This is a genomic window from Bacillus sp. FJAT-45350 (genome assembly GCF_002335805.1).
Classification (GTDB): Bacteria; Bacillota; Bacilli; order Bacillales; family NISU01; genus FJAT-45350.
This window is the reverse complement of the sequence record NZ_NISU01000001.1, coordinates 2,828,337-2,846,444: the sequence shown is the minus strand read 5'-3', so window position 1 is coordinate 2,846,444 and position 18,108 is coordinate 2,828,337. Positions and strand designations below refer to the sequence as shown.

The following is an 18,108-nucleotide window of genomic DNA, read 5'->3' as shown; positions in this document are numbered from 1 at the left end:
AATGAATAATAGAAAAGAAGTAAAGCAAATGAATAAGTATTATAATAGGAGAAACGCATCCCACATGTATGAATTAATCTACGTTTCTAAATGTTTCAAGGAAACGTGTAGCATTTTTTGTTAAGTAGCGATCTTTTAACCAAATTACAGCAGCTTCTGTTTTTAAATTAGTATCCTCAATATCTATTAGTTTTATGCCATTTAGAGGCAAGGTATGAATTGTTGATTTTGGTAGTAAAGAAGCACCTACTCGCGCCTTAACTAAAGATAGTAGCATAGCTGCATCTGGGCATTCACAAATAATATTTGGCTCAACCTGATGTTTTTTGCATTCTTCTAAAACAAGTTCATAAAGTCCAGTCCCACTTACTCGATGTAATAACATGAGCGGAATCTCAGAGATGTCTTTCATTTTTATTGTACTAGGTAAATTCCATTCTTCAGGAACTGCTAGAACGAAAGTGTCTGTTGGTAATAATAAGTAATTAAATGTATTCATATTAAGGGGAAGTCTTACGATCGCAAGCTCTATCTCCCTATTAATAATTTCCTCAGCTAAACGAGAAGAATCTCCTTCTTTTAAATGAAATTTTACAAAAGGGTGCTCTTCACGGAACAATCGCATTCTTTTCGGTATATATGAAAAAGCTGACTTCACAGAACCGATTGTCAGTGTTCCTTTTAAACCTTCATCTATTTCCTTAATTTCTAAAATCGTTTCATCCATTTGCTGTAGTATACTCTTCGCCTTCTGATACAATTTGTTACCAGCTTCTGTTAACACTATATTTCTACCATTTCTTTCAACTAATAGTACACCTAATTCTTGCTCTAATGATTTCAGCTGGGCACTGAGTGGAGGTTGCGCGATATGAAGCTTTTTTGCTGCTCGTGTAATTTGACCTTCTTCAGCTATTGCAGAAAAATAACGTAATTGTCGAATATCCATAGAATAGAACCTCCCGAAAAAGTAAAAAAAGAATGTATTGTTATATTAATAAGTGTCTAATTTCTACTTTTTTTACTTATTAAAGAAGGAGATGCTAGATAAAATCTGTTAAAACTAAGCTCTTCTTCCTAGATTAATACTAACATATACTTTTTTCGTATAGAAAACAAATATTTTAAATATTTTTAATATAATTCGACAAATGATATATTATTCTACGTAGTCAGAATTTTTATACAGATAGATAAAAAGGGGTAGGTAAAAAATGAGTAGTAAAAAGTATTTAGTATTATCTTTAACGTTGTCTTTTCTATTACTAATTGTTACTGCATGTGGTTCAACAGAAACAAGTAACGATAACGGTAGTGATAGTAATGGGGCTGGAGATGAAGGACAATCTCATAACTTGATGATTTCGCACTTTTTACCGGCTAATCATGATATTCATACGGGCGTACTAGTACCGTTTGCTGAAGAATTAAGTGAACAAACAAATGGAAGAATTACTGCAGATATTTACGATAACAACCAATTAGGTGCACCAGGTGCACATTATGATATGGCAGTAACTGGTGAAGCTGATATTGCACTGAGTGTACATGCTTATTCAGCTGGTAGGTTTCCGATTTCAACAATTATTGATTTACCTTTCTTAGTACAATCTGCTGAAAAGGGTGGAGAAATTTTCTGGACATTATATGAAGAGTTTGACGTGTTAAAAGAAGAGCATGGTGAAACAACTCCATTATTCTTATTCACTGCTGAACCGGCTCAACTTTTAAGTCCTAACAAAAAAATTGAAACACCTGAAGATTTAAGAGGTTTACGTGTACGTACACCTTCACCAGCAGGAGCTCAAATGTTAGAAGCATTAGGGGCAACACCGGTAACAATGCCTATGGGTGAAGTATTTGAAGCATTAGAAAGAGGAGCAGTTGACGCAGCTATGGTTCCATCTTCTCAACTTGCAGATTACAGCTTCCATGAGGTTGTAAAATATGTAACAATGGGGAACTTCTCTGCAACACCTTTCTTTGCTACTATAAACACAGATGTTTACAATAGTCTTTCAGATTCTGATAGAGAAATTCTAGATAATTTAACACAATTAGAAATGTCCATGCATGCTGGAAGAGTATTTGACGGAGGAATTGAAAAAGGATATGAAGCTGGAATTGGAAGTGGCGTTGAATTCATTGAGCTAGAAGGTGAAAAGTTAGCTGCTTGGGAAGAAGCTTTCCAACCGATTATTGATGGGTGGATTGCAGATATGGAAGCACAAGGTGTACCAGCTCAAGAAATGTATGACCGTGCGTTAGAAATTAAAAACAACTAAATGAAAAAATGTGTTGGATGAGAAACTTTCTTCACATAGTAACTAAAGGGTCGTGCTAACTAGGCACAACCCTTTAGCTATTTGTGGAGTTAATTTTTACTTCTCAGGCATAAAAATAGTGAACTTCATTTAAAACTGAAGTTCACTATTTTAAAATTCAAGGTTAATTTCTAGTAAATAAATCAACTAGGCGAGTCCAGAATGTTTTTTCTTCTGCTACATGTTCTTCACTTGTATCAACTTTTTCTTTCTTAATGCTTGATGTTTTGATGATGAATTGTACAGCATTGATTTTATCGTTGTTAGAAGAAGAAACAAAGGATACTGCTTCAAAATCAGATTTATCATATTCAGCAATCATATTGTCGATTTCTTCTTGCATTTGGTCAGGTAAATCATTAGTTGCTTCAGTTAAGTCATTTGTGCCATTATGAAGCTCTGCCACTCCACTTTTTAATTCACCAGTACCATTTGATATCTCAACAATTCCTGAGTGAATTTCATTATATGAGTTTGATAATTGGCTGATACCTTCTGTATAGCTTACTAGCCCTGAATGAAACCCTTCATAGTTAGTATGCAATGTCGTCAAACCATCTTGCAATTGATTTAATGCGTTTAGGTCATCCATATTTTCTAGTGATGTAGAAAGATCGCTGGCAATGGAAGAAAGGGTACTAGCCATTTCACTGATTGAGCTACTTACTTCCTTTAATGTCACATCGACTGCATCGAAGCCAGTTTTTACGCTTGAGAATGTACCTTTGGCAGTTTGGGCAGCAGAATATGTTTGGACTAATCTATCTATAACTGCACTATTAGTGCCACTCATATATAATTCTTGTATTTCAGTTTCTGTAATTTGATAGTCGGGAATAGCTATTATTGCTTCCTGTAGCGTGTTGTATGCTACTAGGTAGTTTTCTCTTAAAGCTGTCAAACCATTGGCTGTTTGATTTAAACCATTTGCTATTTGTGTTAATCCATTTGGTAGTTCGTGTAATTCACCGAAATTCATTTCACCTGAAACATTCAGATTGTTATTAATTTCTGCAAGCGCTTTTTCAATCGAACTAGATGCTTGAACAAGCTCAGAGGATGCATTATTTATATCAGCCATACCATTATTGTATTGTTCAGAACCGTTACGTAAGCTACTTACTCCGTTGTTTAATTCAATAACTCCACTACTTAATTCGGCAACACCATTGTTTATCTCTTCGATTGCATTTGTTAGGGTCTTAATATCATCAGTCATTTCATCAATATCAGGTGTATCAATTGACATCGATGAAGGAATTGCTGCGATTTCAATACTTTCAAGTTCAAAGTCGATAACATCAGCCTTTAGGCTAAGCTCACCTGTTTGTTCGGGCATAATAGTAAATGTAATTTGCTTGTTTTTCCCTACGTTTGCGATCATCCCGTCAGATATTTCAATGTTGCTATAAATTTCAGGATCAAGTAGGAGAGAGACTTGTAATAGATAATTTTCAAAGAAAGCTAATTCTCCATTTTCATTCGGAGTTGTGTCGATACTAATTCCAACGTGTCCGTCTTTCCCTACAAGCTCCTCAGGTGCAATTTCATCTCCATCTAACGTAAAGGAGATGGAAAAGTCCCAAGGTAGTTCATTTTCGTCTTTTATGTTCCCTTGATAATAAAACTTCCCTTCAGAAGCATTGATACGGATAGTTTGATCAGTTTGTTCGATTTCAGAAAGATTTGTTAGATTTTTTATACTGCTATACTTGCCATAATCTATAATGGTACCTGCTTTTGTAACATCTAACGTATTCACTACATATATTTCTTCGAGGTTTCCATTAGCGCTTAAATTTGCATATACGACCTCATCCTTAGAGGCTAGTGTCCCATCTACATTCTTAGTTTCCGATTTTTCAGAGACTGAACTATTATTAGGGGCAGCACCAACAAGAAAAGAAGGTAAGATTAATAGTAAAGCAAGAACAATTAATAGTAATTGTTTTTTTCTCATAATCATTTCTCCTCATCATAGAAGTTTGCTTTATAGGTAGTTTTACTAATAAATTTATCTAATATCAGTAGTAATGCTGGTAAGAAACATACGACCATTACAAACGCTAGTAATGCGCCTCTTCCAAGCAATAACCCAATAGATGAAACAATTGGATTTGTAGAGGTGAACCATAAGATAAAGCCAATGCTTGAAAGGATTGCAGCAGAGATAGAAATAGAAAACGTTTTTTCATCTAATGTTTTCTTAATTGCCTTTACAGCAGGCATTTCTTTCCGTTTTTCTTTGTAAGTTTCAGTTAGTAAAATAGCGTAATCTACTGTTGCTGCTAATTGTACAGTACTTATAATGAGATACCCTACAAATACGAGGGAGGTGTCGGTAAAGTACGGTATTGATAAATTGATCCAAACAGCGGCTTGAATCGTAATAAGTAAAACTAATGGAATTGAAATTGATTTGAATGTAATTATTAAAACGGTTGCGATTGTTACGACGGTCATAATATTTACTACAGTGTTATCTCTCATGACTGTATTTTTTATATCATACAATGTAACGCTTTCCCCGAGAGTAAAGGCGTCATCACCATAATAACTAGCTGCTTTTTTCTGTACCGTATCGACCAGAGCAAAAGGTATCTCACCTTCTTTTGCTGTATTCGTATGAAGAATGATTCGGCTATAGTTTTCCGAGAAGAATTCACTTGTAATGTCTTCCTCAAGATATTCTGGTGGGATAACTGTCCCAACTGTATTTACATAAGATATGACACTAGTAACGTGTTCTAACTCCTTCAGTTCTTGAACTAGTTCTGTTTCTTTAACTAAATCTCCTTTAGGTACTAAAATCACAATCGGTGTTAATTCACCAAAGGCTTCTTCAATTTTGATAATATCAATACCGGCACGTGTAGTTTCTGGTTGGTCACCGAGGCCATACGTAAAGTTTGTGTTACTTTGTGCTAAAAAGCTTGGAATTAGAATAGCAAAGACAATGAGTAAACTAGGAATTTTAATATTAACCATGTTTTTGCCAATACCTTTAAAGCTTGAAACAAAGTTTCTATGTTGTGTTTTATCCATCCATTTGAAGAAACATAACGTTAAAGCTGGTAAAAACACCATCACACTGATGTAACTTAGTAGAATTCCTTTTACAAGATTTAATCCTAGGTCTGCACCAATTTCAAATTGCATTAACATAAGTGCTGTAAAGCCAAAGAATGTTGTTGCCGCGCTTGCTGTAATAGCTGGGAATGATTTTTTCATCGCCAGTTGCATCGCTTCTCCTGGATTATTTGTTTTCTTCCTATAATCTGAAAAACTATGAAGAAGAAATATTGCATAATCTAGAGATACCGCAAGCTGTAAAATTGGAGCAACAGATTGTGTAACGAATGACACTTCGCCTATAAAAATATTCGTTCCTAGGTTAATTAGTACAGAAACTCCAATCGCTGTTAAGAAGAACACAGGCTCAATCCACGATGTCGTAGAGAGTACAAGAATCAAAATGATGATCGGGACTAATAATGCTGCTGCATAAAAGGCTTCCGTGCCCGCCATCTTTTGTGACGTTGCTGTATCAAGTGCTTCTCCAGCAATTGCATCATCATCACCGATTAATTCGTAAATGGCATCTGTAACAACTACCTCTTCACCACTATGAATACTTAATGAAAACAACGCTTTGTCATCTTTGAAATAAGACTCAACTGTTTCCGCATCGGCAACCTCAAGAGGTGTTTTCAAGTCAATGACATCGTCTAGCCAGACTACATCAGACACTCCATCAATAGCTGCTAGCTGTTCTTTATATAATAAGGCTTCCTGTATTGATACGTCGGTTATCATGACTCTCGTATTAGGAACAGATGAAGTAAATTCTTCTTCCATAATCTCAATCGCTCTAGTGGATTGAGCCTCATCAGGCAAATAATCAGTCATATTATAATTGACTGACACAAAAAACTGCGCCACGGTAGAGATTACTGCAATAAGGAGAAATGTGAAGAGAACTATTTTTTTATGCTTAATAATCCGTGCAGAAATATCTATAATAAACACCCTCTCTTGCATAATCTTCATTTGCACTTTATCATTATATAGACACAGTGTTGTTTATTCAACAAACAGTTTTTTACGGAACGTTTAGTACACAACAGAAAACGTAACTTTGTTGGATTATGTACTGGAAGGGGAGAAATCATGACTTCAAAGCTCGATAGACGAAAAAAATATACACGAATGGTATTAAAAAATAGTTTGATGAAAATTTTAAAGGATAAGGCAATTTCATCTGTAACAGTAAAGGAATTATGCGAACTTGCTGATATTAACCGATCTACTTTTTATTCGCATTATTCAGATCAGTATGAACTTCTTTATAAAATTGAAGAGGAAATTATTGAGGATATGCTAGTAACACTAAATAAGTATGAATTCCCTGTGGAGGAAGAAGCATTACAGATGACAGAAAAAATGCTTGAGTACATAGCTGAAAATAGAGATATCTGTCAAACATTATTAAGTGAGAACGGTGACACTTCATTTCAAAATAGAGTGATGAATATTGCCCATCGATTTACGGTAAAAAACTGGCTGACTGCAAATAAGCAAAAATCGGATATTTCTGAGTATGTTGGGATTTTTGTTGTCAGTGGTTGTATCAATGTTATAAAATGTTGGCTAGAAAATGACCTAGATAAATCACCAAAAGAATTAGCAAATATTATTATTAAAATCACCAACAAGGGGATTCTATCCTTTTAGAAAATAACTTTGGAAAAGAGTAAGCTCTATCTATGATGTGGTGATATAAGAGAGCGCTGAAAAAATACTAAATAGATGAAGTGGACTGGGGAGTGTTTTTGAGAAATAGCTGTAACGCTCCCTTTAAGTAGATGAGTGCATAATCTGAAAATTAAATAGCAGTTAATTAGTTTCAGTCGGTTGACATGAGAAAATAAACTGTTATATAATTATCTCGAATTCAAGATAAAAGGGTTGTTACGTAATAAAAACATATTTTTACGGTTTTATATCTCGAATTAAGAATATATTAATTCATAACTTGTATTCGAGAAAATAGATATCTTCAATTTGATAGGAGAGAAAATAATGTTAAGAAAATTAGATAGTAAAAACATGGGATCTAGTAATCTTGGCTGGTTAAAGAGTAAGTTTCATTTCTCATTTGCTGAGTATTATAATCCAGACAATATTCAATTTGGAGCTTTACGTGTAGTTAATGATGATTTAGTTGAACCGAATAAAGGATTTGATACACATCCTCATCGAAATATGGAAATCATTTCATATGTCGTAGACGGTGAGCTGACTCATGCCGATAGCATGGGAAATCAAGCTACGATTTCACGAGGGCAAATCCAATACATGAGCGCGGGAACAGGTGTACTTCATAGTGAGCACAACTTAGGAGAAACTACATTACGATTCTTGCAAATTTGGATATTACCTGACCTAACGGGACATAAACCAAACTATGGAGATTACAAATTTAATTGGGAAGAACGAAAAAACAATTGGCTCCATATGGTATCAGGGGTAGAGGGAGATGCACCAATTAAAATCAATCAAGATGTTAATGTGTATTCCGTTGAATTGCAGCAAGGGAGTAATATAAGTTTCCCAGTAAAAGAAGGAAGGCAAGCGTATTTAATTCAAATAGAAGGAACGTCAACAATCAATGACATCGAGTTAACAGAAAGAGATGGTATGGAAATTGTTGAAGAAGAAATTACAATTACTTCAGATAAAACATCACACATTTTATTAATAGAAATGAAAAAATAAAGATTAATAGTAATGATTCTAGAAACTTATCAATAAGGATGTAAGGTTGGGGGTGTCTTGGTCCCTTAGAGGGGCTGAGACAGAGTTCTTTTTTTATATACAATTATCTCGAACTAAAGAGATTTGGATTCAAGATAAAGAGTTTAAGGGGGAACTTAAGTGGCTTTTATTTTCAATGGAGGTGGTTCTGAATTAGAAGAGGTAATTAAATTTTACTTAAGAAAAGTGGGTGTATTAGTGTGGATTTCTTAAAAAAAATATTCGGAAATACAAAGGAGACGAATAACATGTCAAAAGTAAAATTAGCAGTAGTTTATTATAGTATGGGTGGAACAAACTATCAATTATCAAAATGGGCTGAAGAAGGTGCTACAGAAGCAGGTGCTGAAGTTAAGATATTAAAAGTACCTGAATTAGCTCCACAATCAGTTATTGATGCAAATGAAGGTTGGAAAGCTCATGTTGATTCAACAAAAGATGTACCAGAAGTAACATTAGATGATCTTGAGTGGGCAGATGCAATTATCTTCAGTGCACCGACGCGTTTTGGAAATATGCCAGCTCAAATGAAGCAATTTTTAGATACAACAGGTGGATTATGGTTTAACGGTAAACTAATGAACAAAGTGGTTAGTGCGATGACTTCAGCGCAAAACTCTCATGGTGGTCAAGAACAAACAATTCTTTCTCTTTACACTACTATGCATCACTGGGGCGCAATTATTGCTTCACCTGGATATACGGACCCAGTTCAATTTACTTCTGGAGGCAACCCTTACGGAGTCAGCGTAACAGTCGACCAAGGAGGGAACATGGTTGAAGATGTGCAAGCAGCAGTTAAACACCAAGCGAAGCGAACGGTTACAATTGCTGAATGGGTGAAAAAAGGAAATCAATAGAGTTAAAGAGCCAAGCAAACTCACTTTGCTTGGCTCTTTAATATAGTAACGTGGGATTAGATTGGTCAGTCTTGCAATCTAGTTTGTTCCCAACCAAAAACCAGATCCTATTTTCAGAATCTGGTTTCTATTCTAACTCGATGCTTCTGTTACTAGAGTCTCATCTTAAAATCTTGATAACCGAACTTGTGGACAATGTGACAATCTCCATCTTTATCTTGAACAGCGATACTTGGTAATGGCATGCCGTTGAACGTAGTGTTCTTCACCATAGTGTAAATTGCCATATCACCAAAGATTAAACGGTCGCCACTCTTAAGTGGTTGGTCGAATGAATAATCCCCGATAGTATCTCCTGATAGACACGTTTGACCACCAAGACGATACGTGAATGGCTTCTCGCCCGCTTCCCCTGACTCAAATAGTGGGGGACGGTAAGGCATTTCTAACACATCCGGCATATGACAAGATGCAGATGTGTCAAGGATCGCAATTTCCATTCCGTTTTGAAGTGTATCAAGTACAGTTGTCACTAGATAGCCTGCATTAAGAGCAACAGCCTCACCTGGCTCAAGATATACTTTTAGTCCATACTTTGTTTGCATTCTCTTAATACATTCTTCAAGTAACGGAATATCGTAATCTTCTCTAGTGATGTGGTGTCCACCACCAAAGTTAATCCATTCCATTTCAGATAACCACGGTCCAAACTTTTCTTCAATAGCGTCAAGCGTTTTGGCTAGGTCATCCGAATTTTGTTGGCAAAGTGTATGAAAGTGTAACCCTGAAATTCCATCTAGTAAATCTGGACGGAAGTGTTCGATTGTTACTCCGAATCTCGAACCTGTTGCACACGGGTTGTAGATATCATGCCCTACCTGAGTAGAGCATTCAGGATTAATGCGTAAGCCTATACTTTTACCAGCTTGAAGAACCTTATCTTTAAACTTTTCAACCTGTGAAAACGAATTAAAGATGATATGGTCGCAATAAGAAATTATTTCATCGATTTCATCTTCACGGTAGGCAGGGGCAAAGACGTGATTTTCTTTGCCCATTTCCTCATAGCCTAGTCTTGCTTCGTATAAGCCACTCGCAGCTGTGCCGCTTAAATACTTGCTAACTAGTGGGTACATACTAAACATTGAAAAGGCCTTTTGTGCCAAAATGATCTTAGCCCCTGTACGTTCCATGACTCCGTTCAGGATTTTAAGATTCTTCTCTAGAAGACGTTCATCTACTACATAACTTGGTGTTGGTAACTCTTCAAACTTCATTTTAACGAATTGACTCCGGCTCTTTGATAGGCTCCGAATCTACAAGTTCTGGGTCTAGGCTTTCTTTCCATGGTAAGCCCCATTTGTTTAATGCATCCATGAATGGATCTGGATCAAATTCTTCTATATTATATACGCCTGGTTTATTCCATTTTCCAGTCATCAGCATCATAGCACCAATCATTGCAGGAACACCTGTTGTATAAGATACAGCTTGAGAACCTACTTCTGCAAAGCACTCTTCATGGTCACAAACATTGTAAACATAATACGTTTTCTCTTTTCCGTCCTTTTTACCTTTAAAGATACAACCGATGTTTGTTTTTCCTTTAGTACGAGGCCCAAGTGAAGCAGGGTCAGGTAATAATGCTTTTAAGAACTGAAGTGGTACGATTTGTTGCCCTTGATATTCAATCGGTTCAATTGATGTTAACCCTACATTCTCAAGACATTTTAGGTGAGTTAAATAACTCTGCCCAAATGTCATAAAGAAACGAATACGCTTGATGCCAGGGATATTTACTGCAAGAGATTCAAGTTCTTCATGATATAATAAGTACATATCCTTTTCACCAATTTCTGGGAAATCGTACACTCGTTTAATTTCCATCGGTTTTGTTTCAATCCATTCGCCATTCTCCCAGTAACGTCCATTAGCTGAAACTTCACGGATATTGATTTCAGGATTGAAATTCGTAGCGAAAGGATACCCATGATCTCCTGCGTTGCAGTCAAGAATATCAATATATTCAATTTCATCAAAGTGATGCTTTAGTGCATGTGCAGAGAATACCCCTGTTACACCTGGGTCAAAGCCGCTACCTAATAGTGCAGTAATACCAGCCTTTTCAAAGCGCTCACGGTATTCCCACTGCCAACTGTATTCAAACTTTGCCGTATCTTCTGGTTCGTAGTTCGCAGTATCTAAGTAATTTGTTTTAGTTGCTAAGCAAGCATCCATAATCGTTAAGTCTTGGTATGGTAATGCTAAGTTCATAACAACATCTGGTTTTACTTCTTCAATTAAAGCAATTAACTCATCTACATTATCAGCATCAACTTGAGCAGTTGTAATTTTCGTTTTCCCACCATCTAGTTTTGCTTTTAATTCATCACACTTTGATTTCGTACGACTAGCGATACAAATCTCTTCAAATACCTCGCTGTTTTGAACGCATTTATGGATGGCTACTGTAGCCACTCCACCACAACCAATTATAAGTGCTTTTCCCATTCTCATATCTCCTAACTAAATAGATTTTACAAAAATAAAGGGGAAGTCCGTACCGTCTTAGCTAGTTGTAACAACTAGTGTACCTTTAGGAAAACGAATTATTTCATTACCCCTTAAAAAGACAACAAAAAAACAAGTGTAAAACGCATTGGTGCGCACAACACTTGCTAGGATATAATCATCATAATTAAAAAAGCGTAAAGATACCCATATGTTTCGGAGACTAAAAGAAGTCCAAATATAATATGGATACGTAGCTCTTTAAAAATCAAAATATATCTTAATAGGCTCAGAGTCTATATAGCAAATAATTACTTCTTAGCACTCTTATTGACCGTTTCACAAGTTGATGTGCAAATGCACTGGTTGTAAAGTAACCAACTTATAAAATTTGAGCTTTTAACTCAATCAATAAGGCAACTAAAGTTGCCAATCGGCTTTTGACTCAGCTGTCCGTATGGCCTTAACTTCCTTGAGGAAGTGGTCAAAAATTATCTGCTTGGAAAGGCCTGAAATAATCATTAAGTAGCTTTCCAATTTAATGCTTCTCTAGATTATCAACATCTATTCAAAATATCAATAGATAAATAAAAAAAATATTACAAAATACGACTAGGAAAAAAGTAATGAAATGTTTACTTATTTTTATATAGGGTAAATTTCCATAAAAAACTTAAACCGCAACACGTATTATAAAGCTGAACAGAATACTGTTTTATCTGTAAGGAGCGAATAATAAGATGTAACAGTAAGAAACTAAAAGGGATGTATTATGTTGATATAGAACGTAGATAGATAAAGAAAACAAAAATATAAAAGCCTAAGAAAGAGAAGGAGATACGATGACAGAGAAAAAAGATGTAAAAGAATCAGGTTGGAACTTTGATAACAGCTATGCTAGGTTGTCAAAAAAATTTCACTCTAGTCTAAACCCGACACCAGTTAGTTCGCCAAAGTTGATTATTTTTAACCATACATTAGCAACGTCACTTGGTTTAAACAGTGAAGTGATGCAAGGTAAAGAAGGGGTAGAAGTGTTTGCGGGAAATCATATTCCTGAAGGTGCTGCCCCACTTGCTCAAGCTTATGCTGGGCATCAATTTGGATATTTCAATATGCTAGGGGATGGTCGAGCTGTCCTTCTTGGTGAGCAGATGACTCCTACAAATGAGAGGTTTGATATTCAACTCAAGGGATCAGGTAGAACACCTTATTCCAGAGGGGGCGATGGTCGAGCAACACTTGGACCGATGTTGCGTGAATACATTATTAGTGAAGCAATGTTTGGACTAGGTATTCCAACAACTCGAAGTCTAGCAGTGGTGACAACAGGAGAGTCAGTTATTCGTGAAACAGAATTGCCTGGTGCGATATTGACTCGTGTGGCAGACGGTCATTTACGTGTAGGTACCTTTCAGTATGCTGCAAAATGGAGCACCATAGAGGAACTTAAGGAATTAGCTGATTATACGATCCAACGACATTTTCCAAGCAGTGAAGATTGTTCGAATAAGTATCTTTCCTTACTTCAAGAAGTGGCGAAGCGTCAGGCAAAGTTAATTGCTAAATGGCAATTGGTTGGCTTTATTCATGGTGTGATGAATACGGATAATATGGCACTTAGTGGAGAAACAATTGATTATGGTCCGTGTGCCTTTATGGATACGTTTGCCCCAGCAACGGTATTTAGTTCGATTGATACTCAAGGTCGCTATGCTTATGGTAATCAGCCTCCTATTGCTGGATGGAATCTTGCAAGGTTTGCAGAAACGTTATTGCCATTGTTACATGAGGATCAGGAACAGGCTCTGAAAATGGCACAGGATGAAATTTCTAATTTTCCAGAACAGTATCGTTCGAATTGGCTTGCTGGAATGAGATGCAAGCTGGGGTTATTTAATGAAGAATCAGATGATGAATCTCTTTTCGAGTCTCTACTTAGTATGATGAAGAAGTATAAAGCAGACTATACGAACACGTTTCGTGCATTAACGTTTGAAAAAATAGAAGGCTTAGAATTGTTTGATACAGAGGAATTTAATCAATGGTACGAGCAGTGGCAGACAAGGCTAAACAGACAAAAGGAATCTAAAGAATCGTCGCAACAGCTAATGAGAAACTCAAACCCTGCGGTCATTCCACGCAATCATCGAGTAGAAGAGGCGCTAGAGGCAGCGGTAAATGAAGGTGATTTCAGTGTAATGGAGCGTCTACTACAAGCTTTGGCTAACCCTTACGCTCATAAATCTGAGCAAGAAGACTACATGAATGTTCCACAAGCAACAGGCATGTATCGAACATATTGTGGAACATAAATAGTTATAAAGGTGAGAGACTAAACTAACCATTTTGACTTTATAGTTAGAATGGTTTTTTGTATTGACCTAATTAATTAATAAGAATAGGCTGTTCGGGAGAAAATAGGCAGGTATTAATCAATGTACATACTAACAACTTATTAAGAATACAGGAGGGCATAGAGATGACGTATAAAGTTGTTATAACGGATTATGAATTTGCTACGTTAGCTCCAGAGGAAGAAGTTCTTTCACAAATAGATGTGGAATTTGTACGTGCACAATGTAAAACAGAAGAGGAAGTTATTGAAGCAGCTAAGGATGCAGAGGCTTTGTTAAATCAATATGCACCTATTTCTAGACGAGTGATTGAAAATTTACCTAATCTGAAAGTTGTCTCACGCTATGGGGTAGGTGTAAATACTATTGACGTTAAAGCAGCGACGGAAAACGGTGTAATTGTTGGTAATGTCACTGACTATTGTATGGATGAAGTATCTGACCATGCTTTTGCCCTTTTAATTGCTAGCGCTCGTAAAGTTGTCATGCTGAATGAGGCTGTTAAAGGAGGGAATTGGGACTATAAAGTTGGAGTGCCAATATATCGCTTGCGTGGTCAAGTATTAGGGCTTGTAGGTTTAGGCCGGATCCCGCAAACTTTGGCTAAGAAAGCACAAGCATTTGGTATGAAGATTCTAGCATACGATCCATATGTACCTGCTGAGGTAGCGAAAGAAATTAATGTAGAATTGGTTGATCTAAATGAGATGTGTGCACAATCTGATTATATTTCTGTTCATGCTCCACTTATTGAAGCAACTCAAGGAATGATTAGTGACTCTCAATTTGATGCAATGAAAAAAGAAGCCTTTATTATTAATACAGCACGTGGACCAGTTATTGACGAAAGCGCATTAATTCGTGCGTTAGAATCTGATAAGATTGCTGGAGCTGCTCTTGATGTAGTAGAAGATGAACCGATTTTACAAGATAATCCCCTATTAAAAATGGAAAATGTCATTCTTAATCCACATGTAGCTTGGTATTCAGAAGAAGCTCAATTAGAATTAAAGCGGAAAACGGCTCAAAATGTAGTAGATGTGTTAAGTGGATATTACCCAACTTATTTATTTAACAGAGAAGTTACTAACAAAGTACAATTGAAACAAAAGGAGTCATAAAAAAGTATGGAAAAAGCCAAATTCCATGGGGTAATTCCTCCAGTTTCGACGATTTTTGATGCTAACGGAAAGCTTGATAAAAAAGGTATGGGGACGTTAATTGAGTTTCTAATTGATTCGAACGTACAGGGGTTATTTTTTCTAGGTACAGGTGGAGAATTCAGTCAAATGTCTATAGAGGAACGTAAAGATGTGACTAATTTTGCCATTAAATACGTAAATGGAAGGTTACCTGTGTTAATAGGAACAGGTAGTTCAAATACAAGAGAAGTAATTGAACTTAATGACCATGCTAAAGAAGCAGGAGCAGATGCTGTTGTTGTAATTAACCCTTATTATTGGACGTTGTCGGAGCAAAATCTTATTAAGCATTATGCAGAAATTGCTGAAGCTACCGATTTACCTATCATTCTTTACAATTTCCCAGCTTTAACAGGTCAGGATTTAACGCCTGAAATCGTCGTCAAGTTAGCGGATACGTACAGAAACATCATTGGAATAAAAGACACGGTAGACTCTGCGGGACATATTAGAGAAATGATTCTTAAAGTTAAATCAAGATATCCTGAATTTTCTGTGTTGGCAGGCTTTGATGAGCACCTATTTAATACACTAGGTTTAGGTGGAGATGGTGTAATTCCAGCAAGTGCAAATTTTTTACCAGAGCTAACGGTAGGAATTTATGAAGCTTTCGAGAAGAAAGATTACGAAAAAGCAGTTCAGCTTCATCAAATCCTTGCTCCTGTTCCTTTGTTATATAAAATAGAATCTCCATTTATTAGTATTGTAAAAGAAGCAATTCGATTTAGAAATATAGATATCTCAACAACTGTCCTTGCACCTTCAAGAGATATAGAAGAAGACTTAAAAGTAGAAGTTAAGCAGATTGTCGAAGAGGCTGTAAGGAAGTTAAAAGAGATTGTATAAACAATGCCCAAGTGTAAAATGACACTTGGGCATTGTTGTGTATATTTTAGTGAGAGTGAACTTCTCTGTTGTGTAAAGATTTGTGGTAAACGGTGGTTATGTGTTGGGGTTAATTCACCAAAAGCATCAATTTGTTCTTCTGATTTCATACAATAAATAGGTTGATTTCCTATAAAACAACAATTTAGCTATAATTATGCTAAAATTATCTTGAGGTTTTCCTATCACTGAATAATAAATTTTATTGTTAGATGGACTAATAAGAGGTGATTGAATGAGGAAATTACGTAATCTAGTAGTAGGATCAATTTCTCTATTACTTGTTGGTTGCTCAAGTAATCCACCGTTAAACGATGATGCACTTATATCTTTAGAATTGGTTGCGGAACATAACCGCTTTTATACAGAGCATTCTTTTGATGAGTTACCAGACCCAAGATATGATTTTTTAATGAATGATGAAGATGAATTATCAGAAGAGATGATACAAAACTTACGAATTACGAATAGTAATACTGACTCTTCCTTTACAAAGAAACAATTGATAGAGGATGTTGAAGTCTTTCATTTAGCTATGAAATATATGTATGCTTTATATGAATATATGGGTGGAGACAAAGCTTTTCAAGATGCTAGAGATGGCTTAATTGACCATTTAAGAGAGTTAGAAGATGGAGTGCAGTTGTCTTCGATTCAATTTAGTAATCTATTAAGAAGTCATTATGATTTTATAAGTGACACACATCTTCAGATTAACCATTCTCCTATGGAAAGTAACGACTATTCCTTTTTTGTGTCCGAGCACTTTCGCTTTAATAAAGATACCAGTGGTGAGTTTTGGTTAATAGGAAGAGAAGCTGTGAAACTAGCTTCTATTAATGGGGACGAAGAGGTTTCGTCTTATTTAAAACCAAGTCTAAATGATAACGGAGAGATAGTGTATATACCAGGGGCTTTCTCAAGCTATTTAACTGATTCTGAAAGAGTGTGGGAAATCGTTTTTCAAGAGGGAGATGGCGCCCAGATTGAGACAATTAGGCTGAGGCCAGAGGCAAAGGCATTACCGAACTTTAGGTTAGGAGACCGTCTTTCTTTATCAGAAAAAGAGGGCGTACCATGGTTTCAATTGAGAACGATGTTTGCTTTTGAAGGTGCTCCAGTTGATTATTACGATATCATAGATTCTGCCAAGCACTTAAGTCGTGAGCCTTATTTTGTTTTGGATGTACGAGGAAATGAAGGTGGGAGTGTAATTCTAGTAGAAAAGTGGTTAGAGGAATTTTTTGGAGAGCCTATAAGCTGGAGTTCACAATCGAATCACCTGTTTTCAAAAACGAATTTGGCACTTGTAACAGATACAATCGATTATTTAAAGGAACAAGGGGTTGCTTCACAGACATTTGAGGATGACTTTACTGATTTGTTTCGTGTGGAGAAATTTGATTCGTTAGAAGAACCTTATTGGGAAGTAGAAGAAAAGCCGTTCAAAACAGTAAAAGATAATGACACACATATTTTTATATTAATCGATAACAATACAGCATCAGCAGCGGAACATTTAGTCGCACAATTAAAGCAAGCAAACAATACCACAGTTATAGGGATGAATACAAAGGGAGCGATAATTAGTGGGAACGCCCTCATATGGCAACTACCTCATACGAACGTAGCAATGTCAGTTCCTACATATTTTAACTACAATCCTGATTTATTGGAGAAAGAAGCAGTCGGAATTCAGCCAGATATATGGGTACATCCTGAAAAAGCAGAGCAACGAATCCTTACTTTTATCAAGGAAAATACGAAGAGATAATGAAGATAATATATCAAACTTTGTTAAAAAAATTAAAGTGTAAGGTATATGAAAAAAAGCTTTGCTTTTCCTGAAAATAGTTCACTAGTAAGTCTAAGTAGTAATCTACCAACATGTTGTGAAAGGGATTATATACAAAAGGGGTGGTCCTAAAAGTCATCATGACTTTTGGAACCACCTCTTTATTAATTATAATAATGGTACGTATTTTTTCCTTTTCTTTTTGAATTTGCTTTATAGAAATAGGTTTAAGGACAATTGTTATAACATATAGAATTTTTTAAGTACATAATAACAAAATTCATATTTCATGTCATTAGTACGTTCTAACCAGATGAATAAGTGCTATTTTTTAGCAATGACTAAAAGTCACTAATC

At 35.9% G+C, this 18,108-nt stretch carries 13 protein-coding genes; 8 read left to right on the top strand and 5 right to left on the bottom strand.

Annotation, left to right across the window (positions count from 1 at the left end; translation table 11 throughout):
• Window positions 1–73: 73 nt before the first annotated feature.
• The gene (locus CD003_RS14245) at window positions 74–949 is read right to left on the bottom strand and encodes a LysR family transcriptional regulator (protein ID WP_096201746.1); all 876 of its coding nucleotides are present in this window, start codon (window positions 947–949) and stop codon (window positions 74–76) included.
• 265 nt (window positions 950–1,214) lie between these two features.
• Between CD003_RS14245 and CD003_RS14240 the strand changes: the two genes are divergently transcribed.
• Window positions 1,215–2,285, top strand: coding sequence for a TRAP transporter substrate-binding protein (locus tag CD003_RS14240; RefSeq protein ID WP_096201745.1), 1,071 nt, complete (start codon window positions 1,215–1,217; stop codon window positions 2,283–2,285).
• 163 nt (window positions 2,286–2,448) lie between these two features.
• Here CD003_RS14240 and CD003_RS14235 read toward each other — a convergent pair whose 3' ends face one another.
• Both CD003_RS14235 and CD003_RS14230 read right to left on the bottom strand, forming a co-directional pair.
• A complete protein-coding gene (locus CD003_RS14235; RefSeq protein ID WP_306453951.1) occupies window positions 2,449–4,284 on the bottom strand; it encodes a YhgE/Pip domain-containing protein in 1,836 nt (611 codons plus the stop codon).
• 2 nt (window positions 4,285–4,286) lie between these two features.
• Entirely contained in the window at window positions 4,287–6,374 is a 2,088-nt protein-coding gene (locus CD003_RS14230; protein WP_257008319.1) for an efflux RND transporter permease subunit, read from the bottom strand.
• Window positions 6,375–6,494: 120 nt separating this feature from the next.
• Here CD003_RS14230 and CD003_RS14225 point away from each other — a divergent pair, with 120 nt between their 5' ends.
• The 3 genes from CD003_RS14225 to wrbA all read left to right on the top strand — a co-directional run bounded on the left by CD003_RS14225 (window position 6,495) and on the right by wrbA (window position 9,001).
• On the top strand, window positions 6,495–7,058 hold the full coding sequence (locus CD003_RS14225) for a TetR/AcrR family transcriptional regulator (RefSeq protein WP_096201743.1): 564 nt from the start codon (window positions 6,495–6,497) through the stop codon (window positions 7,056–7,058).
• Between the two features lie 348 nt (window positions 7,059–7,406).
• Window positions 7,407–8,102, top strand: a complete 696-nt coding sequence (locus CD003_RS14220) for a pirin family protein (RefSeq protein WP_096201742.1) — start codon at window positions 7,407–7,409, stop codon at window positions 8,100–8,102.
• Window positions 8,103–8,389: 287 nt separating this feature from the next.
• On the top strand, window positions 8,390–9,001 hold the full coding sequence (gene wrbA, locus CD003_RS14215; protein ID WP_096201741.1) for an NAD(P)H:quinone oxidoreductase: 612 nt from the start codon (window positions 8,390–8,392) through the stop codon (window positions 8,999–9,001).
• 152 nt (window positions 9,002–9,153) lie between these two features.
• Here the strand turns inward: wrbA and nspC are convergent, their stop codons facing one another.
• Window positions 9,154–10,278 carry a carboxynorspermidine decarboxylase gene (nspC, locus tag CD003_RS14210; RefSeq protein ID WP_096201740.1) on the bottom strand — a complete coding sequence of 375 codons (1,125 nt, stop codon included), beginning with the start codon at window positions 10,276–10,278 and terminating at the stop codon, window positions 9,154–9,156.
• Window position 10,279: 1 nt separating this feature from the next.
• Window positions 10,280–11,512: a saccharopine dehydrogenase family protein gene (locus CD003_RS14205; RefSeq protein WP_096201739.1), complete on the bottom strand. Its 1,233-nt coding sequence runs from the start codon at window positions 11,510–11,512 to the stop codon at window positions 10,280–10,282.
• A gap of 842 nt (window positions 11,513–12,354) precedes the next feature.
• Between CD003_RS14205 and CD003_RS14200 the strand changes: the two genes are divergently transcribed.
• The 4 genes from CD003_RS14200 (at window position 12,355) to CD003_RS14185 (ending at window position 17,730) form a co-directional block, all read left to right on the top strand.
• Entirely contained in the window at window positions 12,355–13,827 is a 1,473-nt protein-coding gene (locus CD003_RS14200; protein WP_096201738.1) for a protein adenylyltransferase SelO, read from the top strand.
• A 167-nt stretch (window positions 13,828–13,994) separates the two neighbouring features.
• On the top strand, window positions 13,995–14,990 hold the full coding sequence (locus CD003_RS14195) for a C-terminal binding protein (protein WP_096201737.1): 996 nt from the start codon (window positions 13,995–13,997) through the stop codon (window positions 14,988–14,990).
• Window positions 14,991–14,996: 6 nt separating this feature from the next.
• Window positions 14,997–15,917, top strand: coding sequence for a dihydrodipicolinate synthase family protein (locus CD003_RS14190; RefSeq protein WP_096201736.1), 921 nt, complete (start codon window positions 14,997–14,999; stop codon window positions 15,915–15,917).
• A gap of 274 nt (window positions 15,918–16,191) precedes the next feature.
• Window positions 16,192–17,730: a S41 family peptidase gene (locus tag CD003_RS14185; RefSeq protein WP_096201735.1), complete on the top strand. Its 1,539-nt coding sequence runs from the start codon at window positions 16,192–16,194 to the stop codon at window positions 17,728–17,730.
• The last annotated feature ends 378 nt before the right edge of the window (window positions 17,731–18,108 follow it).